Genomic DNA, 24,635 nt, shown 5'->3' with positions numbered 1-24,635 from the left:
CGATGAAACACAAAGAGCGCCTCGGGCTGTCAGCCCCCCCTGATTATCGTTCAAGACCATCGCGAGCAGGCTCGCACAGACAAGCAGAGGGCATAACCCCCGACCTTCAATGCCCCCAGATCAACGCTTCGGTCCAGCCCAGTTCGGCAAAATCCGCTGCCCGCAGACCCGACTCGCCGGCGCAGAAGAATTCGTCCAGTTGTGGCGGTGCAACCGAGGTGCCGCTGAGCATGGCGTGCACCTGACCGCGATGATGGATCTGGTGCTCGAACAGGTGCGACAACAGGCGCAGGCGGCTGTCGTGTTGCGGGGTGTCGCGGGCGATGGTCACGATCTTGCCCAGGTCGGCGTCGCGCAGTTGCTCGCAGTAGGCTATCAGCCGGCGATCCACCTGGATCTGTTCGCGCTTGAGATCTGCGGCGTCAGTGAAGGGCTCGTCGGCACTGAAAAATACGTGACAGTCCGGGTGCGGCTCATCGGCTCGCAACTCTCGCTCCAGTGCGTCCACATAAAACCAGTCGCAGGTCAGGATGTGATTGAGGGTCGCTCGCAGACTGGGGAAGAAACTGACCCGCGGCGCTGCCAGCTCCTCGGCGCTCAACCGCTGCCACGCCTTGGCCAGTCGATGATTGGCCCACGCATTCTGGTAGGCCATGGTGAGCAAATGATGGGACAAGGGCTGATTCACGTTCGCGCTCCCAGGGTCAAGCCTCGGCAAAACGTTGCAACTGCATTTCCTGGAGGCGGCTAAGCGTACGGCGGAACGCAAACTCCAGATAGCCCTCGGTGTAGAGCATTTCCATGGGCACTTGTGCTTCGAGGTACAACGGTACTTTGCGGTCGTAGCATTCATCCACCAGTGCGATGAAACGACGGACGCCGTCGTCATGCACCGACAACTGCGGCAGCTCGCGGTCGCCCGCCACCACCCGTTCGGCCCCGTCTTCAGTGCCTCGGGCGATGCGCCCTTCGCGTTTTTTTGCGCTGAGGTTGGGCACGTCACTCAACAGAATAGCCCTGAAGGTATCGCACAGGCCCATGAAATCCATGGCCGCCAGGGGTTGCTCGCAAAGGTCGGCGTAGCGCGTCCAGAGCACGCTATCGCTGGCCCTCACGACGTTCAATGAACGGTAGCCGACCTTGATCGGCTCGGGGCGGACCGACTGGCCGGCGGTCAGGGTCTTGAACACCTCGGCCAAAGCACTCGGCTGACCCGGCTGGGCCACCCAATAGCGCTGCAGGCCGGCGCCGGGATGCAGGCGATGATCTTCACCGCCGTCCACCGCGATCACCTGCATGTGCTGCTTGATCGCCTCGATGGCGGGCGTGAAGCGCTCCCGGTTGAAACCATCGGCGTACAACCCATCCGGCGGCTGATTGGAGGTGCAGACCACCACCACGCCGTGGTCGAACATCACCTGGAACAGGCGCCCGAGGATGATCGCGTCGCCAATGTCATTGACGAACAGCTCATCGAAGCACAGTACGCGCACCTCTTCGCTCAATTCTCGGGCCAGGGCCTTCAGCGGGTCGGCGGTGCCGGTCAGTTGAAACGAACGCTGATGCACCCAACCCATGAAGTGATGGAAATGCTGGCGTCGGGCCGGAACCTGCAGGCTCTGATAAAACTGGTCCATCAGCCAGGTCTTGCCTCGCCCGACCGGCCCCCAGAGGTAAACGCCCGACACTGGCCTGTGATCGCCTGCATGCAGCGCTTCGTAGCACTTTTGCAGCGCCCACACGGCATGTTCCTGGGCCTCGTCCTGGACGAAGCCCTTCTGTTCAACCGCCTGTTGCCAGGCACTCAACGGAGAGTTCACATTCATGCGCGGCAGTATGCCATCGCCCGGCCGTGACTACAGGGAAATATCCAGCCGCGTGATCTTGCCCTGCTCGTCCCCGGATAACGCTTGTCAGGAGCCCTCTGGCGCTTTTCACCGCTTATAAAATTCGACTTGACTCGATACATGAGTAGCATCATCTTAAATACATGTCTTGAAACATCTATGTTGCGTCTCGTCTCAGGAGTCTTCCCATGCATTACAAAGTGTTCGGCCGAAAAACCGGCTTGCGGGTCTCGGAACTGGCGCTGGGTGCCGGCAATTTTGGAACCGGTTGGGGGCATGGCGCCGAGCGCGACGAAGCCACCCGCATTTTTGACGGTTATCTGGAAGCCGGCGGCAACTTCATCGACACCGCCAACGGCTATCAGGGAGGCCAGTCGGAAACCATGCTCGGCGAACTCATTGCCCCTGAGCGCGACCGGCTGGTCATCGCCACCAAGTACACACTGGGGACTACACCGGCAGCGGGCATTTCCCACACAGGCAACAACCGCAAGAACATGGTTCGCGCCGTGGAAGAAAGCCTGAAACGACTGAAGACCGATCACCTTGATCTGTTCTGGGCGCACATGAGCGATGGCGTGACACCGATGGAAGAGATCCTTCGCGGTTTTGACGATCTGGTGCGCGCCGGCAAGATTCATTACGCCGGGCTGTCGAACTTTCCGGCCTGGCGGATCGCCCGTGCCGACGTGCTGGCCGAGGTGCGTGGCTTTGCACCGATTGCCGCGATTCAGGTGGAATACAGCCTGGTAGAGCGCACCGCCGAACGGGAAATGCTGCCGATGGCCGAGGCCCTGGGGCTGGCCGCCACGCTGTGGTCGCCGCTGGGTGGCGGTTTCCTCACGGGCAAGTACCGCAGCAACGATGGCGACAACCGCGCCAGCAAACTCGGCATGCTTGTGCATGCCGAAAAAAGCGCTCGCGAGACGGCCCTTCTCGATGCCTTGCTTGCCGTGGCCGCTGAAGCTGACGCCAGCCCGACCCACGTGGCCATTGCCTGGTTGCTGGAAAAGGCCCGGCGCTCGACGACGGCGCTGATTCCGATTCTGGGGTCGCGCTCCCGTGAGCAACTGGACGGGACGCTGGGGGCGTTGAGCCTGAAACTGAGCGCGCAGCAGGTGGCGCGGCTGGAGGCGGTCAGTGCAGTGGACGCCGGCGTGCCCCATGGCACCATCATTGGGTCGGCACCACGGTATTCAGGGGTTGAGACGCTGGATCTACCGGTTATTCCGGTGGCTTGATCCGCCAGTTGAATTGATCGTTCCCACGTCGTGGGAACGATCAGGCATAAGAGGGTTACAGGTCCACCTTGTGTCTGGCGGCATACAGGCACAGCATTTCCATCGCCAATGTCGCTGCCGCCAGTGAGGTAATGTCCGCACTGTCGTAGGCTGGCGCCACCTCTACCAAATCCATGCCCACCAGATTGATCCCGCGTAACCCGCCAAGGATCTCCAGCGCCTGCACCGTGCTCAGGCCGCCGCACACCGGCGTGCCGGTGCCAGGGGCGAACGCGGGGTCGAGGCAGTCGATGTCGAAGGTCAGGTACACCGGGTGATCGCCGACGCGCGCACGAACGGACTCGACAATCGCGTCCACCCCACGGCGATGCACCTGCCGCGCGTCCAGCACCTGGAAACCCCGATGATCGTCATTGGTGGTGCGCAATCCGATCTGCACCGAGCGGGACGGATCCACCAGCCCTTCGCGCGCGGCATGCCAGAACATGGTGCCATGATCGACGCGCTTGCCCTCCTCGTCCGGCCAGGTGTCGCTGTGGGCGTCGAAATGGATCAGTGACAGTGGCCCGTGTTTGCGAGCGTGGGCCTTGAGCAGCGGATAGCTGATGAAGTGATCACCGCCAAAGGTCAGCATCGCGCAACCGGCCTGCAAGATGTGCTCGGCGTGGGCTTCGATAGCCTCCGGTGTCGAGTGCGGCGAACCGTAGTCGAAGTCGCAATCGCCGTAGTCGATCACCGCCAGATGGTCGAACGGATCGAATGCCCACGGCCAGTGCCGTTCCCAGGCAATCCCGGTGGACGCCGCGCGAATGCCCCGTGGTCCGAAACGGGCGCCGGGGCGGTTGCTGGTAGCGGTGTCGAACGGCACGCCGCTGACCGCCACGTCAACCCCGCGCAGGTCGCGGCTGTAGCGACGACGCATGAAACTGGTGATGCCGGCGTAGGTGCTTTCCGCGGCCGTGCCGTAAAGACTGTCACGGGTCATGGCCTGGTCGTTGAGTACTGGGACGTCCATCGGGTGCTCCTTCTGATAATTACTGACGGCTACGGAAAGCGGTCCACAGGCGAGTGCGCTGGCGCAGGTCCTTGAGGCTCATGCTTCGGTCGGCGTACAAGCGTTCGCGCACCTCGGCCAGCGGATAGATGTCCGGGTCGTTGCGCACCGCTTCATCCACCAGCGGGGTCGCTGCCCCGTTGGCCGTGGCGAAAAACAGCGTGTTGGTCAGCGCAGCCACCGACTCGGGGCGCAACATGAACTCGATAAAGGCACGGGCCGCTTCGGGGTGTGGCGCGTCCTTGGGGATCGCCAGGTTGTCCTGCCACACCAACGTGCCTTCCCGGGGAATGCGATAAGCCACCTCAAAGGGCTTATGGGCCTTGCGCGCCTGGTCTGCCGCCATACTCGCATCGCCGTTGTAGGTCAGTGCCACGCAGACGCTGCCGTTGGCCAGGTCGCTGATCTGTCGGCCACTGGCGACATACAGCACATTCGGCTGCAACTGACGCAGCAGCACATCGACGGCTGACAGATCAGCCTTGTCGGTGCTGTAGGGATCTTTACCGAGGTAGTGCAGCGCCAGGCCGATCACTTCCTGGGGCGAATCGATGATCGCCACGCCACAGTCTTTCAGCTTGCTGGCGTACTCGGGCTTGAACAGTAGATCGAGGCTGTTGAGCGGCACGTCGGGCAAACGTTGTTTCACCGCTTCGACATTCATGCCAAGCCCCAGAGTGCCCCAGGTGTACGGCACGGCATAACGGTTGCCGGGATCAACCACCGCGAGTTTTTCCAACAAGTCGGGATCGAGGTTGGCGTAGCCCTTGAGCTCTTCGTGAGCAATCGGCTTCAACGCGCCCGCCGCCAGGCCTCGCGCCAGCACGCTGGACGACGGCACCACCACGTCATAACCGCTGCCGCCGGTGAGTAGCTTGGTTTCCAGCACTTCCGACGAATCGAAGGTGTCGTAGCGCACCTGGATCCCGGTTTCTTTCTCGAACCGCTCCAAGGTTTCGGGGGCGACGTAATCAGCCCAGCTGTAAAGGTTGACCGTTTTACCCTCGGACGGCGCCTGCGCGTGCGCCGACACGGCCACGGCAAGGAACAGCGCGGGGGCACACCGCTTGAATGAAGGAGCCATGACGCACACCTGAGCAGAGGAAGTGGTTGCAGCATGAGGCGCCTGTTACATTGAAAAAATACCAAGTCAGTTACCCTGACATTATTGCGGAGTAATGTTTGATGCTCGGCCAACTTCATGATGTGGATCTGCAACTGCTGCGCCTGTTCGTCAGCGTGGTCGAATGTGGCGGTTTCAGTGCAGCCCAAGGCGAACTGGGCCTGAGCCAATCGAGCATCAGCCAGCAGATGGCGCGCCTGGAAACCCGTCTCGGCTACCGCTTATGCAGTCGCGGCAAGGGCGGATTCCGGATGACGCCCAAGGGCGAGCAATTGCTGCTGGCCACCCGCGAGCTGTTTCAGTCCATCGAAGTGTTCAGGCATCAGTCCAACGGCGTCGCCGGACGCCTGCTCGGTGAAGTGCGCCTGGGCTTGTCCGAAGCTCTGGACCAGGTTGTGCTGCAACAAGTCGCCGACGCGATCCGGCGCTTTCGCGAGCGCGACGAATCGGTGCGCATCGAACTGATCAGCGCCATGCCGGGAGAAATGGAGCGCCTGCTGTTGCAGCAACGGCTGGACTTGGCTATCGGCTATTTCTCTCAGGTGCAGAGCGCGTTCGACTACCGCGAACTCTTTGTCGAAACCCAGCACCTTTATTGCGCTGCGGGCCACCCGCTGTTCACCGGCGATACCCCGGACGACCTGGTCCTGCAGGCCAGCGACCGCGTCGATCACCCCTACCGCTTCCTGCGCAGCCAGGAGCCGTTTCAGGGCCAACGTTGTTCGGCGCGCTCGGAACAGGTCGAAGGCACCCTCGCCTTCATACTGTCCGGCAAACATGTCGGCTACCTGCCCAGCCACTTTGCCCGCAATTGGGAGGACAAGGGATTGCTGCGCGCGGTGCGCCGCAATGATTTGAGTTTCGACGTGACGTTCCACCTGGCCCGCCACCGCGCGCAGGTGCCGGGGGACGCGCAGAATGCGTTCGAGGAGGATTTGTTGGCGGCGTTTGCCTGAAGGAGGATCATTCGTTGCCCTTGCTGCCGGCTGCTGGCATCCTGCGCCTCCCTTTTCCGACCCGGCCGCCTTTCGGCACGCAAACCATCATGATCGCCTCTGAAAAAGCTACCGCCCCGCGCCACAGCGACTTGCTCTACGGCCTCGATGACCGTCCGCACCTGACCGCCACAGTCTTCGCCGCCCTGCAACACGTGCTGGCCAGTTTTGTCGGGATCATCACCCCGACCCTGATCATGGGCAGCGCCCTGGGCCTGCAAAGCGAAATTCCCTACCTGATCAGCATGGCGCTGTTCGTGTCCGGGTTGGGCACGTTTGTCCAGGCGCGGCGCATCGGGCCAATCGGTTCGGGTCTGTTGTGCCTGCAAGGCACCAGCTTCTCGTTCATCAGCGTCATCCTCAGCGCCGGCTTCATGGTCAAGGCTCGGGGCGGCGGCACCGATGAGATTCTGTCGACCATTTTCGGCGTGTGCTTTTTCGCTGCGTTCATCGAAGTGGTGTTGAGCCAGTTCATCGGCAAGCTGCGCATGTTGATCACGCCGGTGGTGACCGGGACCATCATCACCCTGATGGGGCTGTCGCTGATCAAGGTCGCCATGACCGACATTGCCGGCGGCTTTGGTGCGACGGACCTGGGCGCCGCCAGTCATCTGGGCCTGGCAGCCCTGGTATTGGGAACCATCGTGGTGCTCAACCGGGTGGATGTGCCATTCCTGCGCCTGGGCGCCATCGTCATCGCCCTTACCCTCGGCTACTTCGTCGCCTGGCTCATGGGCAGCGTGGATTTCGGCAACATGCCGCAAGTGCCCCTGATGAGCGTGCCCGTGCCGTTCAAGTACGGTTTCAATTTCGACTGGGTGGCCTTTGTGCCGGTGGCGGTGATTTTCCTCGTGTCGCCTCTGGAAGCTGCTGGCGACCTGACCGCCAACTCGATGATCTCGCGCCAGCCGGTCAAGGGCCCGGTGTACATCCGCAGAATCAAGTCAGGCTTGTTGGCAGACGGTCTCAACTCGGCCATGGCGGCCGTGTTCAACAGCATGCCGATGGTCACGTTTGCTCAGAACAACGGCGTGATCCAGCTGACCGGCGTCGCCAGTCGCTACGTGGCGCTGTTCATCGCCGGTCTGCTGGTCCTGCTGGGTCTATTCCCGATGATCGGCGCAGTGCTGCAACTGATGCCCAAGCCCGTGCTCGGTGGCGCCGAACTGGTGATGTTCGGCACCGTGGCGGTGGCGGGCGTGAAGATCCTGGCCGAAGCCGGCCTGCATCGGCGCAACATGTTGATCGTGGCGACTTCCATCGGCATGGGCCTGGGTGTGGCGGCGGTGCCGGAGGTGCTGCGCGAACTGCCCAAGGCGCTGCATAACATCTTCGAATCGCCGATCACCGTCGGTGCGTTGTGCGCTATCGTGCTCAATATCTTCCTGCCCGAAGAGTTCATCGAGCTGGAAGAGGACGATTTCGACCCGGAAGCCTCGATTCTCCAGGTCATGGAAAACCCGGCCGCCAAGGATGAACCCGCGCTCGCTGAGGTTGTCGCACCTTTGAACCGATAGGCAAGCTCAAGGCCGAGCCCCTGCGGTTCGGCCTTTTCATTTAGAGAGCATGCCATGCGCCGTGTCCACGCCCTTGTCCTTTGCCTCCTGCTGCTCACCCTGAGCGCCTGTGCCCTGTTGCCCAACCGCGACCCGCTGAACATTAACGTGGTGGGCTTCGAACCGTTGACCAGCCAGGACATGGAAGTGCGTTTCGCGGTGAAGATACGCGTGCAGAACCCCAACGACACCGCCATCGACTACAACGGCGTGGCCCTGGACCTGTCGGTCAATGGTCAGCCGCTGGCGTCCGGGGTCAGTGATCAATCCGGGTCGATTGCACGCTATTCCGAGACATTGCTGAGCGTGCCGGTCAGCGTCTCGGCGCTCTCGGTCCTGCGCCAGACCCTGGGCCTGAGCCAGACGCAAACCCTGGACAACCTGCCTTACGTCCTGCGCGGCAAGCTGGCGGGCGGCCTGTTTGGCACCATGCGGTTCAGCGACAGTGGCAAGTTGAGTTTGCCGGGGGCGGCTGCAGGCACCTGGTAACCTGTCATGCAGAGCCGCTCCCACAGGGGATGTGTGCAACAGCAATCAATGGATAAATTTCACCCCGGGCTTGGCCCGCTCATCCACCGTCAACTCGAATACATCCGGCCGCGCATAGTGACCCACCACGTCGTAGTCATAGCGCGCACGGACCAGTTCGTCGGTGTCAATCTCGGCGGACAGTAATCCACGTTCGCCACGCAGTGGCCCGGCCAGGACGTCGCCCATGGGGCCGACGATCACACTGCCGCCGGCAATCAACGGGCGGTCTGCCGGCCAGTTGGCGATGTCCATGCCCAGCGCTTGCGGCGAGTCCTGGACCTGGCAGGCACTGACCACAAAACAACGGCCTTCATGGGCGATATGGCGCATGCTCACCTGCCACATCTCGCGCTCATCCACGGTCGGCGCGCACCACACCTCTACGCCTTTGGCGTACATGGCTGTGCGCAGCAGCGGCATCATGTTTTCCCAGCACACTACCGCGCCGAGGCGCCCGACCTGGGTGTCGATCACCGGCAAGGTCGAGCCATCGCCTTTGCCCCAGATCAGCCGCTCGGTGCCGGTGGGCATCAATTTACGATGCTTGGCAACCAGGCCCGCCTGCGGGTCGAAATACAGCGCGGTGCAATACAGGGTGCTGCCGTCCCGTTCGATCACGCCGATCACCAGGTTCGCCCCGGTACGAGCCGCCAGGCCTGCCAGCGCCTCGGTTTCCGCGCCGGGGACGTCGATGGCGTTGGCGAAGTAACGGGCGAAGGCTTCACGCCCTTCCGGCAGTCGATAACCCAGTTGCGTGCCGAAGCCCTCGCCTTTGGGGTAGCCCCCCAGCAGCGCTTCCGGCATCACCACCAGCGCCGCGCCGGCCTCCACGATGGCGTTTTCGTACGAAAGAATCTGTTCCAGGGTTTCAGCCTTGCCACCGGGCAGAGCGCCGATTTGCAGTGCAGCAACGATAGACTTGGGCATCACGCCTCTCCATTCACATCAGGTGTTGCTCATTCTCCGGCCGCGCGTGATCATGAATAAAGACCGTTTCACTGCTGAATGATATGAACCAGATGAATATCGCCAATCTTGATCTCAATCTGCTCAAAGTGTTCGAAGCGCTGCATGAAGAGTCCAGCGCCAGCCGCGCGGCGTTGCGCCTGGGGGTGACGCAATCGGCGGTCAGCGCGGCCCTGCGCCGGCTGCGCGAAGTCTACGGTGATCAATTGTTCGTTCGCACCGGTCGCGGCCTGGCGCCCACGCTCAAGGCCAACCAACTCAAGCCCGTGCTGAGCGAAGCGCTGAACAAATGCCGTCAGAGCCTGGCAATGGTCGACCCAGCGGCGCATCACTACGATGGCCGTTCGGTGACGGTTGGTCTGTCGGATGATTTCGAAATTGCCTACGGCAGGCGCCTGATCGAGGATATAGCCCGCCGCGCACCGAAGCTGCGCTTGATCTTCCGCCAGACTCACAGCCAGATCGTTGCCCAGGCGTTGATGGAGCGCAGTATTGACCTGGCGATCACTGCCGGCGGGTTTGCGGAGCGTCTGCTCAGTCGCCAGGTCTTGGGTGAAGGGGACTATCAGTGCCTGGTCGACCCAGTCAGCCTGGCACAAGGGCAGCGCCGCCTGAGCCTTGAAGAGTTCGTCGCCCGCGAGCACATTCTGGTGTCCTCGGGCGGTTTCATCGGGATCACCGACGAGGGCCTGGCTGCAGTGGGCTTGAGTCGGCGGGTCTGCGCCTCGACCACGCATTTCGCCGCGCTGCCGCACCTGCTCAAAGGAAGCCAGGCAGTGGCCACCATTCCGGCCCATGCCGCACAAAGCATCGCGACGCTCACCGGCCTGGCGGTGCTGCCCTGCCCCCTGGCATTGCCGCGCTACCCGGTCGAACTGGGCTGGCGTACCAGCACGCAACTGGACCCGGTGGTATTGAAAGTGCGCGAGGCGATTGTCGCCTGCTTCGCCTGAGTTTCAGTGTTACTTGTTGGCCGCCATCAAGCGATTGACTTCACTGCGTACCATGTTGGCAAATTCCGGAGGTGACATGCCGTCCAGTTCAGCGCGGACCCACTCGGCCCACTTGCCCTTGCGCTTGGCCCGCTCGCCGAACAGGCGCCCCGCTTCGCCCTTGGCTTTGCCGAGATTGCTCTGCCACAGTTCGAACAGTCGGGATTTCTCGTCCTCGATTTCCGCGCGCTCGGCGAGGGTTTTGTTGGCTAGATTGAAGCTCATGGGGAGTTACCTGTTGCGTAAATGGCTTCATATTACACTGTAGGAAGAAATACCCCGTGCTGGATTTTTGCCGAGTTGAGCCTACACGCAAAATCGCTGCAACTTTTCCCCTCGCGGCAGACTCCATTGTTCACTGCCCATTAACCCTCCAGGAGTAACCCAATGGCCCGTAAATCCGTCGCCCAAGCCGCCGAAGACCAAATCAAGGATCAGGCCTTCAGCGAGCTGCAAGCCTTGATCGAAGAATCGGAAAAACTGCTCAAGAGCAGCGCTTCGCTGGTCGGTGAAGAAGCAGACACCCTGCGCGGGCAAATCGCCCAGAAACTGCAGCAGGCACGCGACTCGGTGACCAGCGTGCGGGACCGTACGCTGCCAGCCGTTGAAGCGACAGAAACCTACATTGGCGGGCATCCCTGGCAGACCGTGGCGATCTCGGCGGGGTTTGGCCTGGTAGTGGGTCTACTGTTGGGCCGTAAATAACAACTGCCCACGCCCTTCCGTAGGAGCGAGCATGCTCGCGATGGTGGCCCAGTCACCGCGGGCATTCAGACAGCCCACGTTATCGTTAACGACCATCGCGAGCATGCTCGCTCCTACAGGGGACCGTTGCAGGTTACAGTCCTGCCAACTCCCGCAACCCGGCCAGCGTCTGCGCGTCCAGCGCGATGCCGTTGGCCATCGATTTCGCCCGCTGGTTGTGCCGGCGATCCCCTGGCAAACGTTTGAGCCCCACGCCGTGCATCTGGCGCACCAGTTCCTGGCTGCGTTCGGCGAAACTCTGCCCCGCCGCCTTGCTGGGGTCGATGACGATCAACAGTTGCCCGGTCCAGGGCGTCTTCGCTCCCGGATGGTTCGACCAATCGAACTCGAAGGAAAAATTGCCTCCGGTCAAGGCCGCCGCCAACAGCTCCACCATCATCGATAACGCCGACCCCTTATGCCCGCCAAACGGCAACAGCGCGCCGCCTTCGAGGATCGCCTTGGGGTCTTGGGTCGGCTGGCCCAGGCCGTCCACCCCCATGCCCGGTGGCAGGCGTTCACCCTGGCGTGCGGCAATTTGCACATCGCCGTGGGCAATGGCACTGGTCGCCAGGTCAAACACAATCGGGTCGCCACCGGTCCGTGGCGCAGCGAAGGCAATCGGGTTAGTGCCAAACAGCGGCCGGTCGGCGCCATGGGGCACGACGCAGGTCATGCTGTTGACCACGCTCAACGCTACCAGCCCTTCATACGCGAACGGTTCGACATCCGGCCACAACGCCGCGAAATGGTGCGAGTTACGAATCGCCAGCACCGCTATACCCGCACTGCGGGCCTTCTCCACCAGCAAGGGCCGCGCGGCCGCCAGGGCGGGCTGGGCAAAGCCGCCGCCAGCATCGACCCGCACGAACCCGGACGCCACGTCCTCGACCACAGGCTCGGCCTGGCCATTGACCCAGCCGCTCTTGAGCGTCGACACATACCCGGGGATCCGGAACACACCATGACTGTGCGCGCCGTCGCGCTCGGCGCCGGCACAGTTTTCAGCCAGCACCCGGGCGACGTCGGACGAGGTGCCATGGCGCAGGAAAATCTTCTCAAGCAGTCCCGTCAGCTCGTCGAGGGTCAGGTTTTGAGAGACCGCAGTAGACACTTGTTCGTGGGGCGCAGACATCTGAAGCTCCAGACTAATTATTGGAGGGAACAACAGCGTTGATCGAGTTGCAGATTAATCACGGCAGACCGCCAGCCTGTCAACCTCTGCTCGTAACCTGTGCGCATGACAGACCACGGACGATGCGTTAACTATCTACCGCCAGCGCAATGCCGACGGCTTCTAGTCTCGAACCTCACCCCAACGGCGCACACGGGTGCGCCCTGTACGAGACTCGACAATGTCCACACCTTCCACGCCATTGTTCTTCCCCCAGGCCCTGCAATCTCCCGGCCAATGGGCTGACCTGGGCAAGGCCCACGGTTTGACGCGCAAGGATCTCCAGTGGCTTGCCCATGTGAAAATGGCCAGCCAAACACTGCGCAGCCAACAAACTCCGTCCATGCTCGCCGAGCGCATCCTGATCAGCACCGGTACGCTGTCGGTTCCCTTGGCCGGCTGCTTCGTCCTGAGCCCGACGCCGGATGACAAGGGCGACATTCTCTATACCCCCTACGGTGGCATGCGAAAGTTCGCCGGTCGCGCGCAACTGTCTGCCCACCTCAAGAAACAACTCGACAGTGCCGGCGAGGACGATGAACTGCTGGCGGTCATGTCCCTGGCCGCGCGCAAGGTCCTGGCGGCAGCCAGCGACATTTCGCTGGGCTTCGAGACCATCGACGGCGAGGTGTTCGCCGATCAACGCGCCCTCATCGAAAGCAGCCAGCGCAGCAACGAGCAGGCGATGTTCGATGAGCTGCAACAACTGCCAAGCCTGACTACGATGCTCGCTACGCTGCTCGACGAGCGCGTGAAACAGGTGTTCCCAGGCCTGGACCAGCGCCGCACCGTGGTCAATTTCTACGCCGAGGCCACCCCCAAACATGCGCCCAACCGTCGCTGGATCAGCGCCCAGTCCTTGAGCGAGGCGTTGCTTTCCTACTGCCGCCACCGGGGCTGGCCGATCGGGCAGCGTCCGCAGTTCCATCACCCATCGAGAAAGCCCCTGGATGCTGATCAGCAAAAGTGGGAAACCCTGGTCACCCAGACAGCCGAGACCCTGACCCGTCAACTGTGCGACCAACTGCAACGGTTCTGGAACGGTGTAAGCGTCGACGGCTCTACCCGTCGTGCCTTTTTCAGCCGGGCCATCCGCGAAAAGGCCCGTGCTCAACTGCTGCTCCAACGCGAGGCGCAGGTCATCACTGCGCAACAGAGCCGCGACTTGCAGCCCCTCATCGAGGAAAACCTCGGTACGGCTTCTGCGCTCACCGTTGAAACCGTTCGCCTGTGGGAATACCAGGCCAACTATGTCGAACTCGCCGGCTCCCTGATGATCAGTCAGGACAGCGCCAACGCGTTCCTCTACACCCCGTCCCAAGGGTTGCTGGTGCTCAAGGACTACAAGCACCTGAAACAGACCCTGAAGGAAAAATCCATCACGGCCGGCCACGATGACGAGCTGTATGACTTGATGAGTCTGGAGGAACGTGCGCGCTTCATCGGTTTCGACCAGGCGCAGGTCTCGGGCGCCCTTGTGACCGGTTCGGTATTCACCTGCCTCTTCGAAGCGATCATCGACAAGCAACTGGAAAACCTGGAATACGCCTTCCAGGTGTTCCGTCACAGCGATGGCGCGGTGAACATCCTGGCCTTTTTCGACAAGGCACTGGACATCCGCGCCATGCTCGGCGAACACCTGCTGACGCTCGACGCCAAGGGACGCTGGAGCACGCGCCCGGTCCTGTCGGGTCAGCAACCGTCCATGGTACTGGCGGACACAGCGGCAGGCCACGCCAAAACCTATCGGGACGTCGAATTGCCAGTGCGTTCGGAGTTCGCCGAGCAGCCGGTGTCAACGCAGGCCCAACAACGGGCGTATCTGCAAGGCATGAAGGAGCGGCTGGCGCACACCCTGTCCGTCGGTTTGCGAGGCGAGGCTGCACTTCGCGAGCTCAGTGCCAGCCTGCGTAATCTTGACTGGTATCTGGTGGAGACGGTGTTCAACCCTGACCGGCCAGACCGTAAAAGCCGACCCGCCATCCTCGGTTTTTATCCGGATGTGTTTTCGCTGGTGCTTCAATGTTCCGGCGAATACACGCTGTTACCCCTGGCTCAGTGTGCATTGTTGACCGAGCGTGGCGGCCTGGATGTCGAGCACTCGGGTCGCGCCATCCTGTGGACGCCCGCCGCAGGCCTGGAAGTGTTCGAGTCGGTGGGCATCGCCCGCCAACAACTGAATCGGCGACTGCTGGATCCTGATCAGCGCCTGATCCTGCTGGAAAACCTGACGCCCGACCAACGCCTGCTGCATCGACGCTATTCCCTGCATTCGCTGCAACTGATCAAGGGCAATATTCTGCAGCACCTGATGCAATCGGCCATCGACCTTTTTCTGGCGCGCTGCGAGCACCTGCGTTCATTGAAACTGGACACGGCCAAACAGAACAAGGCCTTTTACGCGCTGACCCAAACGCTCATCGAGACCAACCTGCATCGAGCGAAGTGGATCGCCAACGCCATCGGCCACCAGCAGTCCCAGCCGGCGTGGTTGGGCCTGGCCCCGGTCGAAGAGCAACGGTTGCACATCGAGCTGCTGGAGCAATACCGCCACAGCGTGGCCGACGACAAGGATTACCTGCATCAGGTGCAAACGCTTGAGGACTACGTTCGCCAGACCCTCACGGCATTGCTGGCAGCGCGTTTCCCCGGACAAACGCTGAACCCGGACGAGATCGATATCGCACCCAACCTGGCACTGGCCGGGCCGGCGCAAACCCTGACTGAATACGCCCTCAACCATGTCAACATCGCCCAGGGCACAGGGTTCAGGGTCACCTCCCAGGCCGGGCGTACACTGCCCGAGGGTCTGACGACGGCTGCAGTCACACAATTGCTGCTATCGCTGAAGATTCCCGGCGATTATGCGAAAAACATCACTGAAACGCTTTCGGGCGCTCAATCGTCAATCCGTCAGTTGCGCTTCGCTAAACAATTGCCGTGGCAACTGCTGCACCACGCCCACACCCAGATGCTGCAGCAACACCTCAGTTCCAGCGCCTTCGACCTGATCAGCCAGGTACTGGACATGCCTGACGCCATCGCACGGGCGGCAGTGGCGGGCGCCCATGCAATCGTGCGCCCCCTGGAGCTGATTAAAACTGCCGGCGCCGCAGCGGTTCAGAGCCTGGGCCTGTACCTCATCGGTCCGGGCGCGGGCAAAAGCGGGCCACAGGTGCTGTATGCGCCGTATTTTTCCGGCCCGTTGTTCAGCGAGTTTGCCAATGAAGCGGCGGTAGTCGCCGCGATCAACACGCCCGGCGCGCTGCAGGACCTGGTGCTTCGTCGGCTGCCCGATGCGCAACAGGCATCGTTGCGCAACCTGCTGGCAACCAGCGTGAATGAAACGAGCGAAATCACCCTGGGCAGCACTCCGATCGTGGGCAATGTGCTGAAGCATTGGTTCCATGACAACACCCGGCTGCTCGCGCACCTGCTGGCCAGCCAGTCCCAGCCCGCAGGCCAGTCGGACTGGGACGCCGCCAAGGACCTGTTCAGCTCCGGCATCCACCTGATCGCCGGCTTCCTGCCGGGCAAGCTGGCCTACATGCGATTTTTGTGGAGCGCCTACAAAGACTTCAAGGACTCCGCCGAAGCCCTGCAAAATCGACATTGGCGGCGCGCCCTCAGGTCATTTATCGCCGGTGGCGCGCAGATGGTCACGCTGGGAAAACTGTCGCTGGACGCGCCACCGCTTCCTGAGCAGCCGTCCCCCAGCAACGCGCCCGACGCCACCCCCATCGTCGATCCGCAATGGCCACAGGTCCGACCCACCGCGCCAGCGCGCACCTCGCTGCAGCCTTTCGAGGTCACGGATGTGGCTTTGACGGACCTGAAAAAGAACGACGCCGATGGCACCTATCTTCAGTCCACGACGAAGAACCACTACGCCGCCATCGCCGGCAAAGTCTATCGCGTCGTCAAACCCGGGGCGGTCTGGCAAATCCACCATGAGCAGGGGAACGGACCGTTTCTGGCGCGCACGCCGAGCCAGCAACTGGTGATCGACCTGGACGGGCACAGCGTGCACCCCGGCAAGGCCTTGTCGACGCTGCACAATCGCTACGCCAACGACTATCTGACGCGTCGGGTGTTGAACGTCGAAGCGAGGGGAATGGACGAGATCCGCACCCTGCACCCGGAAAAGGCCCGGATGATCGTTCAGGCCATCGACATGGCACGCTTTTACGCCTTCAACAGCATGCATAACCTGGTGCAGCTGCGCAAACTGGCCCCAGGCACACGACTGGAGACCTTCCTCAAAGGCTTTGTCGATGTTCCCGAAGTTGATCTCATGCTGGTCGAGAAGATCAAAGACGCCATCCTTCCTATCTGCAATGCCTTGGTGGACCCCGGCGAGGACCTGCTCAATAGCGAGCGTTTCGTGGTCGGCTCCACCCGCCAGGTGAGCAACGACCTGATCGCCTTCGTGCTCGACAATGACACGCGCAAATACGTGCACTTCACCGAACGATTTTTCGAGCAGGGACTCGACTGGTACAAGTCATGCCTAAGCGAGCCATTCGACGTCAATGCGCATAGCCAGGCGGCCACGCTGATTCACGAGTTTGGCCATATTTACTCCAAGGCATTGGACATCGCGACGCTGGAAGCGCGACGGCCGTTCAGCGACCTCATTGCTCCCATCACCGGTTATGGCGCTGCGATGAAGCAGTCGCAACAGGACTTTCAGCGAACGGCGCTTTCCCTTGCGACCCCGCGAGAGGAACTGTTTGCGCTCTGGAACGGCGCCCTGGGTGGCTGGATTAACCTGGACGCAGTACCGGGGCGCAAGCATGTCGGTCAGGAAGTCCTGAAACTGACGAACAGCGAGACCATGGCTGATGCTCGCAGCGTGTTTTTGAATCGAGTGGACGCAACCTCGCGAATCGACGTCATTTTGCGCAATGCCGACTCGCTTGCGTACCTGATCTGTGAAATGGGCCGCCAACTTGATTCGCCCACCTGACAGCCTGATTAAACGACCCGTTCAACAGCCCGTGCAGGGGCTGTCGGCCGGTGCCTGACTTTTTTACACGCAGCTTATGGATACGGTCTGAAAAGACCGAATCCATGGGCCTGCCGTGAAAATAAACAGCCGTTTGATGGGTAAATGCCATGATGGCTGTTCTCGCCGACTTCCTCTCAAGGTTAGAATGCGGGAAATCAGGATGAGTCAATGACCGACAGCCCTATCTCCCAAGCCGAATACGACGCCATCACCGACGCTGCCGCGCACTGGTGCATGCGTTTGCACGCCTCGGACTGCACCGAAGAGGAACGGCAGGCATTCGCGCAATGGCGCGACGCCCATCCGCTGCATGCATTTGAGTACGAGGCGATGCTGGAGATCTGGGTGGTGGCCGAAGACTTGCCGCGCATGGACACGCCCCTGCCCGCTGCCGCCCCCGTCATTGCTAGGGCCCAACGTCAACCGCCCGCCTCCTGGCGCTCGCTGGCCGTGGCCGCCGCCGTCTGTGCCCTGGCACTGCCCCTGGCCGCGTACACCGGTTGGAACCTGGGTTGGCTGCCCAATTCCTACGAACATTTCGAAGCGGGCAATGCCACCCGCCAGGTCACCCTGGGCGACGGCAGCCAAGTCGAGCTGAACCTTGGCACCGAGCTGACGTACAGCAATTACAAGGATCAGCGCCGTGTCACGCTCAAGAAAGGCGAAGCGTTTTTCAGTGTCAGCCATGACGCCACTCACCCGTTCATCGTCAAGGCGGCAGAAGGCAGGATCCGTGTCACCGGGACCCAATTCAACGTGTGGATGTATCAAGACCAGGTATGAGTGAACCTGATCGAAGGCTCGGTACTGGTCAGCAGCAACGCTGACCTGCCAGGTGACGGCCTGCGCCTGGAGCCCTCGATGCAGGCGCGTTATAAACAAGGCGACTTCACGCCGCAGATCAGCCAGACCTACGCCAATGACAACTCACTGGCCTGGCGCCACGGCAAACTGGTGCTCGATGACCTGGCGCTGAGCGAAGCCCTGCCCCTGATCAACCGTTATCTGAGCAAGCCGTTGATGCTGGCCGACAGCAGCACCGGCACGATCCGCCTCGGCGGTATCTACAACATCAGGGAACTCAACGGTCTGGCAGCCACGTTGCCCAAGGTATTACCGGTCTACCTGACCCGCAACAAAGACGGCAACCCGGTCCTCAATTCCATCCCCCAACAACCCCCAAGAAGCTGAAAAGGCCGCCACATTTCGGTGTTGCGGCCTTCCTCGTGTCACGCTTTCCCTTACTGTTTTGCCACGTTGTCATCCTGCTCGCGGATCGTCTGCGCTTGATACTGCGGGTCGGCGGTAATCTGCTGTTCGGTGAATGGCAGTACGCTCAGTTGCTTCTTCGAAAATGCCAGGGTCTGATCGTTGGCGAATGTTGATGTCGGGTCGCTGGACAGCGAGAATGCCAGCAGCCCCTTGGCTTGCGGGCCGTTGTCGTCGAAGGTGACGATCTGCAGGTAGCTGGTGCCACTGACCACCTCACGTTTACCGTCGCTACGTGGCACGCTCTGGATGGCGTTGTACACGCCCAGTGCGCCCGGACCACCGTGAATCGGCGTCTGCTGGCCGCCACTGCTGACCACCTGGATATCGCCCCAGCGGCTGTCAGCATCAAGGCCCGAGGCCTTGACCTGCTGCGCCGACGTCAACATCGCCTCGCGCAGCGCATTCGCCACTTCAGGTCGATCCAAGGCCAATCCACGCGGAGTGTTTTGTGGATCCGTTGCATCGAACGCCACCCGCCAGACGTCGGGCACCTCCTGCAACGCGGCCATCAGGTTCTGGAAATGCACGAAGCCCAGGCCGCTGTCCAGGTTGGCGTGGCGGTCCCACGTCTTGAGGCTGCTGCACAACGCCTCCAACGTCGGTGCATCGCTGCCCAGCTCCCGCTCACAGAACCGTAACAGATCGGGCATGACCTGCCCGGCTTGATACACCTGGTCATCCATCACCATGTGTTGCAGGTCTACAGGCCCTATCGGGCCACCCTTTTGCAGCGCGGCCAGACGGGCCAGCGCGAAGCGTGAACGCAAGCCCAGTGGCTGGCCGTCCTGGCTGATCAACGGCGAGAAACCGGTGAGCGGTTGCGCCGGGTTGGCCATCCACGCCGAATCGTTGGAATGCTGGACGAAATCCTTGCGCAGCAGTTGTGGCATCTGCTCAGCGGCGTAAATGCCCTTTTGCGCGGCGGCGGGGTCGATGTCCCAGGCGCAGGCGCTGTTGGAACCATCGAGCACAATTATCTGCAAGCCGATCCGTGGATCGCTGCACTGCGCCAATTTGGCCGCATTGACGTTCGGCACCACCGACAAGTTCATGTACAACGTCTGCCCCTGGTCGTCCGCCGCCAGGGTGTTGACCCACGGGATGCCCTGTATCTTGCGCACCGAGTCCTGCAATTGCGGGAGGCTGGTCGCCCGATTCATCGCATACCACTGCTGCAACACGCGATCGTTGTCCAGATTGGCGTCACGCAGGCTGTAGGCGAATTGATCGTTCCAATCGAGCTTTCCAGGCCATTGCACGATCGGGCCGAACTGCGAGCTGTACACCACGCGCGAAACCGCGCGGATCTGCCCGTCCGGCTGCCTGGCCTGCACCGTGACGGTCTGCTGTTGCATTGGCACGGATTGGCCATCGAGCAGGTAACGGGTCGGATCCTTGGGATCCAGTTGCAGGCGATACAAGGTGAAATGCTTGGACGAATCCACGGTGTGGGTCCAGGCCAGGTGCTGATTGAAGCCGATATTGATCATCGGCAGGCCAGGCAACGCGGCGCCCATCACGTCCAGTTTGCCGGGAATGGTCAGGTGCATCTGATAGAAGCGCATGCCACCGACCCACGGGAAATGCGGGTTGGCCAACAACATGCCGCGCCCGTTGAACGAGCGCTCACTGCCCACGGCCACCGCGTTGCTGCCACGGTCGAGCGCGAAACGCTGGATACGTCGATCGGCGAGGTGGAACGACGCCGACGCGCCCGCATTGCGGGCGACGGTCTTGGGTGGCATGGCGCCGGCCAGCGCTTCGGCAAACTGCCCGATACCGCCTTCGACCAACAGGCGACGGGTCAGTTTGACGAGGTCCTGGACGCTGATATCCCGCACCCATTCGCCTTGGCATTGTTGCGGCAGCCCTCGCGCGCGACGCTCTTTCAGCGAACGGTTGTAGCCGGCCACATAACCTTGCATCAGGTCGCGGACTTCGCCGGGTTGCGACTGCCAAAAAGCATCGACCGCCTGCGATGTGTTCAGCCAGTTGAAAAACACGTCGCTCACCTGGTTTTCGCGTTCCTCGACCGTGAACTGCTGCGCACCGAAATAGCGTGAACGTTCGCCATTCACCGTGACGACTTCATTGGCCAGCAGGCACAGATTGTCCTGGGCGTAGGCATAACCGATGCCGTAGCCGAGACCGCGTTCGTTGTCCGCGCGAATGTGCGGCACACCAAAACTGGTGCGACGGATGTCGGCCGTTGCCGGGTCCGGCTGGGTGCGCGCGTTTGCCTCGAGGCTCAAGACCACCATCACGGCGGCGAGACTCAATCGGGTGAATGGGCTGGTAATGATCACACGCGCTCCTGATCGAAAAACGAAGGTCGAGCCTGGCGTGCCAACACGCAAAAGGCCTGACTACAGGAACGAAATCGACAGGAAAAATTTACAGCGCCGCAGGTCGATTTTGCAGGACTTCACGGGTTTGCGACGCAGCGCCAACAAAATTTCTACATCGGGTTCTTCATGATTCGAGTGGCTCGTTCGTCCTAATTGATAAGAGCACCCAAACATTCATTCCGGTCCAGGCTCTGAATAGGAGTTTTCGCATGTACAACTCGCAACTGCCAACGGACGGTGGTACCGCGCCCCTGCACACAACCCTGGGGCCACGCCTGTTCGACCCGCGCACGGAAAAAAACGGCAATGAGCGTATTCGCGTGGTGCTCAAGAGCTTTGGGCTGCGCACCAGTCTGATACGCCTGAAGGTGATTGACGCCTTGCTCAACGCAGCCGATCACGATCACACCCTGGGGGTTCGAGGTGTGCACAGCACGCTGGTAGACCTGGACATTCCCCTGTCTTTCCTCAGCGTGCGTGAAGTGTTGAAGCGCCTGTGCAGCGAAGGTGTCATTGTGCTCAACGAGGACAAAAGCTACAGCCTTCACCCAACGGCTGCCGCCATCCTGCACGGCGAGTAATCACGGCGAGGACGTCGCTCAGAGTTTGACCTTGCGACGCATCACGCCGTTGATGACGACCACGATCACCGCCACGCCAATGGCGATGTACTGGAACAGCTTTTCGCTGATGATGCCGGCATTCTGCAAGTACGACAGGCCAAACATGATCGCCAGGACCACCAGGGCGATCAGGAGTGAATACTTCAAACGTTGCGACTGGGTCATTACCTTTCCTCAAAACAAGACATGCAGCGGATACGCCGCTGCAAGCGGGCGTTCATGTTACAGCCTATGAGGACAGGGCCGCATCGCAAAATTTCTGCATGCTTCCTGTAGGAGCGTGCTCGCCCCTACAGGTCGGTTTACGCTTTGGCGGACATGTTTTTATCGGTAGGTGTCGAGCCGTTGCCTTTGCCGTAGGAGGCCAGGTTCTGCAGAACGTAGATGGCCTTCTTGTATTCGGGGATCAAGTAGTTGGCGTACTTGTTGCCCTTCATATTGTTGTTCTGGATGCTGTCCAGTTGGGTGGCAAAATATTCAAGGGCGTTAAAGCTGGCTTCCGGATCTTTCGGAATGCCGAAGCGATCGAACTTGTCACCCGCGTTGCTCAGGGTCACCGCCGTCACATCGGTGATCAGGCCGTTATCTTTCAGGAAGGTCGTCAGGTTGCCCAGCGACTTGGCTGTCACGTTTTCGGGATCAAAACCCTTGATCTGCTTGTGAAGTTTCAACTTGTCCATCTTCGCTGTATCCAGCGCGTTTGGATTGTTGCCCACCAACGCCAGCATCTGCTTGACCTTGACGCTCTGGGACACAGGTTTGGTGGTGGTGCCGGTGTCCTGAACAAGCAGGCCCGCCTTGGAACTCCATGCGCCGGTATAGCCGATAGTCATGACCAGGATCCTTGAGCGACGATCATAAAAAGTCCTTGTTTAAACAAGTTGGGTGCACGGAGTATCCGGGCCCAGGAAGCGCTACACAAATTACATTTCAAGTTTTTACAATTTTCGTACATTTCAGATACAAAGCGCCAGACCTCCTGATTTAATGGCCTATAACACTTTTGGATAATTGGACTAAACCAAAGTTTTTTCATTTCCTGACACATTCGTTTGATGTGTATCAAGCCAGACACCTTCCCTCGCAGCATCACTTCGATACAATTTCTCCCGGTGTCATCTGACAAAAAGCTCAGAATGTTGGCCCCGCCACCCGAGACGAGATCCTCCATGCGAACCCCATTGCGCCTGCTCGCCCTGAGCGCCCTGTTTATCTCTTCATTCGCCCAGGCGGCCGAACTGATTCCCATCGAGGTTCACCGCGACGCCAATTGTGGCTGCTGTAAAAAATGGATCAGCCACCTGCAAGACAACGGCTTCAAGGTCGAAGACCACGTCGAAAGCGACATGAGCAGTTTCAAGCGACAACACGGCGTCCCCCCTCGCCTGGCGTCCTGCCACACCGGGTTGATCAACGGCAAATTCGTCGAAGGGCATGTCCCCGCCGATCAAGTGCTGGCCTTGAGCAAGCGAGACGACTTGCTGGGTGTCGCCGCTCCCGGCATGCCCATGGGCTCGCCCGGCATGGAAATGGACGGGATGAGCGACGCCTATCAGGTGATCGGCCTGAAAAAAGACGGTTCTGACGTGGTTGTGGCGGATTACCCTGCCCGTTGATGTCCGGTGCCTACCTCGGGCTGTTTTTCGCCGCTTTCGGCGCGGCGACTCTATTGCCGTTGCAGTCCGAGGCGGTGCTGGTGGGGTTGTTGCTGAGCGAGCGTTATTGGCTTTGGACGTTGCTGGCCGTGGCGACCCTGGGAAACGTTCTGGGCTCGCTGCTCAACTGGTGGCTGGGACGCGGCGTCGAACGCTTTCGCGACCGCCGCTGGTTTCCGGTCAGCCCGGCGCATCTGGAAAAAGCCCGCACCCAATATCAGCGTTACGGTCACTGGTCACTGCTGCTGAGCTGGGTGCCGATCATCGGTGATCCGCTGACGCTTGTCGCCGGGGTGATGCGTGAACCGATCGGCCGTTTTCTGTTGATCGTGACCCTTGCCAAAGGCGCGCGCTACACCGTGCTGGCCCTCGCAACGATGGGCTGGATGAGTTGAACCATCGCTCGCCGCCATTGCCTGTGTTTAATGTCGCCCTAATCAGGCCGAGCCAGCATCGGCCGATTTCTTCTGGAGTGTTCCCATGCCCCTCGCCCTCTCCCGCTGGCTGCCCGGCCTGCTGCTGACTGCCGCCCTGCCCACCTTCGCCGCCGAAGGTCCGGCCTACGGGCCCGAGCTGCAAGGTTTCCAATACCCTTATACGGTCAAGCATTTTGCCTTTGAGTCCCAAGGCAAATCCCTGCAGATGGGCTACATGGATGTCGCCGCCAATGGCAAGGCCAATGGCCAGAGCGTCGTGCTCATGCACGGCAAGAACTTCTGCGGCGCCACGTGGGAGACCTCGATCAAGGCCCTGAGCGACGCCGGTTACCGCGTGATCGCACCGGACCAGATCGGTTTTTGCACCTCCAGCAAACCGGACCACTACCAGTACAGCTTCCAGCAACTGGCGGCCAACACCCAGCAACTGCTCAAGGCCCTGGGCATCCAGAAAGCCAGCCTGCTGGGGCATTCCACCGGCGGTATGCTCGCCACCCGCTATGCCCTGCAATACCCTGATCAGGTGGAACAACTGGCGCTGGTCAACCCCATTGGCCTGGAAGACTGGAAAGCCCTTGGTGTGCCTTACCGGACCGTGGATCAATGGTATGAGCGCGAGCTGAAGCTCACCGCCGAAGGCATTCGCAACTACGAACGCAAGACTTACTACGACGGTCGCTGGAAACCCGAATTCGATCGCTGGGTCGACATGCTCGCCGGCCTGAATAAAGGCCCGGGACACCAGCAAGTGGCCTGGAACTCGGCGCTGATCTACGACATGATCTTCACCCAGCCGGTGTACTACGAGCTCAAGGACCTGAAGATGCCGACGCTGCTGTTGATCGGCACGTCCGACACCACGGCCATCGGCAGCGACATCGCCTCGCCCGAGGTCAAGGGTAAACTCGGCCACTACGACGTACTTGGCAAGCAAGTGGCGAAGCTGATCCCGCAGTCCACGCTGGTGGAGTTCCCCGGCATGGGCCATGCGCCACAGATGGAAGAGCCCGCTAAATTTCACGAGGCCCTGCTGGCCTGGCTGGACAAAACCCACCCTGTTCGTTGA

The 24,635-nt window shown here is 61.0% G+C and carries 21 protein-coding genes and 1 pseudogene; 12 read left to right on the top strand and 10 right to left on the bottom strand.

The window, feature by feature from the left end; genetic code table 11:
* Positions 1-106: 106 nt before the first annotated feature.
* Positions 107-688 carry a DinB family protein gene (locus AB4N33_RS04465; RefSeq protein WP_460123508.1) on the bottom strand — a complete coding sequence of 194 codons (582 nt, stop codon included), beginning with the start codon at positions 686-688 and terminating at the stop codon, positions 107-109.
* 16 nt (positions 689-704) lie between these two features.
* A complete protein-coding gene (gene zapE, locus AB4N33_RS04460) occupies positions 705-1,826 on the bottom strand; it encodes a cell division protein ZapE (RefSeq protein ID WP_476456554.1) in 1,122 nt (373 codons plus the stop codon).
* 209 nt (positions 1,827-2,035) lie between these two features.
* Between zapE and AB4N33_RS04455 the strand changes: the two genes are divergently transcribed.
* Positions 2,036-3,088 carry an aldo/keto reductase gene (locus AB4N33_RS04455; RefSeq protein WP_476456553.1) on the top strand — a complete coding sequence of 351 codons (1,053 nt, stop codon included), beginning with the start codon at positions 2,036-2,038 and terminating at the stop codon, positions 3,086-3,088.
* Positions 3,089-3,143: 55 nt separating this feature from the next.
* On the opposite strand, the gene speB is transcribed toward AB4N33_RS04455, so the two are convergent.
* Together speB and AB4N33_RS04445 are read right to left on the bottom strand one after the other, a co-directional pair.
* A complete protein-coding gene (gene speB / locus AB4N33_RS04450) occupies positions 3,144-4,103 on the bottom strand; it encodes an agmatinase (RefSeq protein WP_476456552.1) in 960 nt (319 codons plus the stop codon).
* A 19-nt stretch (positions 4,104-4,122) separates the two neighbouring features.
* On the bottom strand, positions 4,123-5,226 hold the full coding sequence (locus AB4N33_RS04445) for a polyamine ABC transporter substrate-binding protein (protein ID WP_476456551.1): 1,104 nt from the start codon (positions 5,224-5,226) through the stop codon (positions 4,123-4,125).
* 101 nt (positions 5,227-5,327) lie between these two features.
* Between AB4N33_RS04445 and AB4N33_RS04440 the strand changes: the two genes are divergently transcribed.
* The 3 genes from AB4N33_RS04440 to AB4N33_RS04430 all read left to right on the top strand — a co-directional run bounded on the left by AB4N33_RS04440 (position 5,328) and on the right by AB4N33_RS04430 (position 8,305).
* Positions 5,328-6,221 carry a LysR family transcriptional regulator gene (locus tag AB4N33_RS04440; protein WP_476456550.1) on the top strand — a complete coding sequence of 298 codons (894 nt, stop codon included), beginning with the start codon at positions 5,328-5,330 and terminating at the stop codon, positions 6,219-6,221.
* 89 nt (positions 6,222-6,310) lie between these two features.
* Complete coding sequence (locus tag AB4N33_RS04435) at positions 6,311-7,777, top strand: nucleobase:cation symporter-2 family protein (protein ID WP_476458782.1); 1,467 nt, start codon at positions 6,311-6,313, stop codon at positions 7,775-7,777.
* 54 nt (positions 7,778-7,831) lie between these two features.
* The gene (locus tag AB4N33_RS04430) at positions 7,832-8,305 is read left to right on the top strand and encodes an LEA/WHy family protein (RefSeq protein WP_476456549.1); all 474 of its coding nucleotides are present in this window, start codon (positions 7,832-7,834) and stop codon (positions 8,303-8,305) included.
* Between the two features lie 45 nt (positions 8,306-8,350).
* Here the strand turns inward: AB4N33_RS04430 and AB4N33_RS04425 are convergent, their stop codons facing one another.
* Complete coding sequence (locus tag AB4N33_RS04425; RefSeq protein ID WP_476456548.1) at positions 8,351-9,274, bottom strand: carbon-nitrogen hydrolase family protein; 924 nt, start codon at positions 9,272-9,274, stop codon at positions 8,351-8,353.
* Between the two features lie 83 nt (positions 9,275-9,357).
* Between AB4N33_RS04425 and AB4N33_RS04420 the strand changes: the two genes are divergently transcribed.
* A complete protein-coding gene (locus AB4N33_RS04420; RefSeq protein ID WP_476456547.1) occupies positions 9,358-10,266 on the top strand; it encodes a LysR family transcriptional regulator in 909 nt (302 codons plus the stop codon).
* Between the two features lie 9 nt (positions 10,267-10,275).
* Here the strand turns inward: AB4N33_RS04420 and AB4N33_RS04415 are convergent, their stop codons facing one another.
* The gene (locus AB4N33_RS04415; protein WP_368557814.1) at positions 10,276-10,530 is read right to left on the bottom strand and encodes a hypothetical protein; all 255 of its coding nucleotides are present in this window, start codon (positions 10,528-10,530) and stop codon (positions 10,276-10,278) included.
* A gap of 162 nt (positions 10,531-10,692) precedes the next feature.
* Between AB4N33_RS04415 and AB4N33_RS04410 the strand changes: the two genes are divergently transcribed.
* Positions 10,693-11,010, top strand: a complete 318-nt coding sequence (locus tag AB4N33_RS04410) for an ElaB/YgaM/YqjD family protein (protein ID WP_460123486.1) — start codon at positions 10,693-10,695, stop codon at positions 11,008-11,010.
* 133 nt (positions 11,011-11,143) lie between these two features.
* On the opposite strand, the gene AB4N33_RS04405 is transcribed toward AB4N33_RS04410, so the two are convergent.
* On the bottom strand, positions 11,144-12,184 hold the full coding sequence (locus AB4N33_RS04405) for an Ldh family oxidoreductase (protein WP_476456546.1): 1,041 nt from the start codon (positions 12,182-12,184) through the stop codon (positions 11,144-11,146).
* 220 nt (positions 12,185-12,404) lie between these two features.
* Between AB4N33_RS04405 and AB4N33_RS04400 the strand changes: the two genes are divergently transcribed.
* Positions 12,405-17,192, top strand: a complete 4,788-nt coding sequence (locus tag AB4N33_RS04400) for a dermonecrotic toxin domain-containing protein (protein WP_476456545.1) — start codon at positions 12,405-12,407, stop codon at positions 17,190-17,192.
* A gap of 210 nt (positions 17,193-17,402) precedes the next feature.
* Positions 17,403-18,425 (top strand): annotated as a pseudogene (locus AB4N33_RS04395) (FecR family protein).
* A gap of 50 nt (positions 18,426-18,475) precedes the next feature.
* Here the strand turns inward: AB4N33_RS04395 and pvdQ are convergent.
* A complete protein-coding gene (gene pvdQ / locus AB4N33_RS04390; protein ID WP_476456544.1) occupies positions 18,476-20,812 on the bottom strand; it encodes a bifunctional acylase PvdQ in 2,337 nt (778 codons plus the stop codon).
* 251 nt (positions 20,813-21,063) lie between these two features.
* Here pvdQ and AB4N33_RS04385 point away from each other — a divergent pair, with 251 nt between their 5' ends.
* The gene (locus AB4N33_RS04385) at positions 21,064-21,435 is read left to right on the top strand and encodes a fe2+ zn2+ uptake regulation protein (RefSeq protein ID WP_460123471.1); all 372 of its coding nucleotides are present in this window, start codon (positions 21,064-21,066) and stop codon (positions 21,433-21,435) included.
* Between the two features lie 18 nt (positions 21,436-21,453).
* On the opposite strand, the gene AB4N33_RS04380 is transcribed toward AB4N33_RS04385, so the two are convergent.
* Both AB4N33_RS04380 and AB4N33_RS04375 read right to left on the bottom strand, forming a co-directional pair.
* Complete coding sequence (locus AB4N33_RS04380; RefSeq protein ID WP_460123468.1) at positions 21,454-21,642, bottom strand: hypothetical protein; 189 nt, start codon at positions 21,640-21,642, stop codon at positions 21,454-21,456.
* 137 nt (positions 21,643-21,779) lie between these two features.
* A complete protein-coding gene (locus tag AB4N33_RS04375) occupies positions 21,780-22,310 on the bottom strand; it encodes a hypothetical protein (protein WP_460123465.1) in 531 nt (176 codons plus the stop codon).
* Positions 22,311-22,646: 336 nt separating this feature from the next.
* Here AB4N33_RS04375 and AB4N33_RS04370 point away from each other — a divergent pair, with 336 nt between their 5' ends.
* The 3 genes from AB4N33_RS04370 to AB4N33_RS04360 all read left to right on the top strand — a co-directional run bounded on the left by AB4N33_RS04370 (position 22,647) and on the right by AB4N33_RS04360 (position 24,635).
* A complete protein-coding gene (locus tag AB4N33_RS04370; protein ID WP_476456543.1) occupies positions 22,647-23,093 on the top strand; it encodes a DUF411 domain-containing protein in 447 nt (148 codons plus the stop codon).
* Positions 23,093-23,527, top strand: coding sequence for a YqaA family protein (locus tag AB4N33_RS04365; RefSeq protein WP_476456542.1), 435 nt, complete (start codon positions 23,093-23,095; stop codon positions 23,525-23,527). Before AB4N33_RS04370 ends, AB4N33_RS04365 begins: the two co-directional genes overlap by 1 nt.
* 85 nt (positions 23,528-23,612) lie before the next feature.
* The gene (locus tag AB4N33_RS04360; RefSeq protein ID WP_476456541.1) at positions 23,613-24,635 is read left to right on the top strand and encodes an alpha/beta fold hydrolase; all 1,023 of its coding nucleotides are present in this window, start codon (positions 23,613-23,615) and stop codon (positions 24,633-24,635) included.

The organism is Pseudomonas sp. S1_E05 (assembly GCF_056337105.1).
Note: the sequence above shows the minus strand (reverse complement) of the source record. Positions and strands in the feature narration are given on the sequence as shown.

What these genes read in the sequence shown, in the direction of transcription:
- AB4N33_RS04445 (WP_476456551.1), bottom strand. Translation starts at nt 5,226, where the DNA reads ATGGCTCCTTCATTCAAGCGGTGTGCCCCCGCGCTGTTCCTTGCCGTG.
- AB4N33_RS04385 (WP_460123471.1), top strand. Translation starts at nt 21,064, where the DNA reads ATGTACAACTCGCAACTGCCAACGGACGGTGGTACCGCGCCCCTGCAC.
- AB4N33_RS04400 (WP_476456545.1), top strand. Translation starts at nt 12,405, where the DNA reads ATGTCCACACCTTCCACGCCATTGTTCTTCCCCCAGGCCCTGCAATCT.
- AB4N33_RS04425 (WP_476456548.1), bottom strand. Translation starts at nt 9,274, where the DNA reads ATGCCCAAGTCTATCGTTGCTGCACTGCAAATCGGCGCTCTGCCCGGT.
- AB4N33_RS04410 (WP_460123486.1), top strand. Translation starts at nt 10,693, where the DNA reads ATGGCCCGTAAATCCGTCGCCCAAGCCGCCGAAGACCAAATCAAGGAT.
- zapE (WP_476456554.1), bottom strand. Translation starts at nt 1,826, where the DNA reads ATGAATGTGAACTCTCCGTTGAGTGCCTGGCAACAGGCGGTTGAACAG.
- AB4N33_RS04430 (WP_476456549.1), top strand. Translation starts at nt 7,832, where the DNA reads ATGCGCCGTGTCCACGCCCTTGTCCTTTGCCTCCTGCTGCTCACCCTG.
- AB4N33_RS04455 (WP_476456553.1), top strand. Translation starts at nt 2,036, where the DNA reads ATGCATTACAAAGTGTTCGGCCGAAAAACCGGCTTGCGGGTCTCGGAA.
- AB4N33_RS04420 (WP_476456547.1), top strand. Translation starts at nt 9,358, where the DNA reads ATGAACCAGATGAATATCGCCAATCTTGATCTCAATCTGCTCAAAGTG.
- AB4N33_RS04360 (WP_476456541.1), top strand. Translation starts at nt 23,613, where the DNA reads ATGCCCCTCGCCCTCTCCCGCTGGCTGCCCGGCCTGCTGCTGACTGCC.
- AB4N33_RS04415 (WP_368557814.1), bottom strand. Translation starts at nt 10,530, where the DNA reads ATGAGCTTCAATCTAGCCAACAAAACCCTCGCCGAGCGCGCGGAAATC.
- AB4N33_RS04375 (WP_460123465.1), bottom strand. Translation starts at nt 22,310, where the DNA reads ATGACTATCGGCTATACCGGCGCATGGAGTTCCAAGGCGGGCCTGCTT.
- AB4N33_RS04435 (WP_476458782.1), top strand. Translation starts at nt 6,311, where the DNA reads ATGATCGCCTCTGAAAAAGCTACCGCCCCGCGCCACAGCGACTTGCTC.
- speB (WP_476456552.1), bottom strand. Translation starts at nt 4,103, where the DNA reads ATGGACGTCCCAGTACTCAACGACCAGGCCATGACCCGTGACAGTCTT.
- AB4N33_RS04370 (WP_476456543.1), top strand. Translation starts at nt 22,647, where the DNA reads ATGCGAACCCCATTGCGCCTGCTCGCCCTGAGCGCCCTGTTTATCTCT.
- AB4N33_RS04405 (WP_476456546.1), bottom strand. Translation starts at nt 12,184, where the DNA reads ATGTCTGCGCCCCACGAACAAGTGTCTACTGCGGTCTCTCAAAACCTG.
- AB4N33_RS04440 (WP_476456550.1), top strand. Translation starts at nt 5,328, where the DNA reads ATGCTCGGCCAACTTCATGATGTGGATCTGCAACTGCTGCGCCTGTTC.
- AB4N33_RS04365 (WP_476456542.1), top strand. Translation starts at nt 23,093, where the DNA reads ATGTCCGGTGCCTACCTCGGGCTGTTTTTCGCCGCTTTCGGCGCGGCG.
- AB4N33_RS04380 (WP_460123468.1), bottom strand. Translation starts at nt 21,642, where the DNA reads ATGACCCAGTCGCAACGTTTGAAGTATTCACTCCTGATCGCCCTGGTG.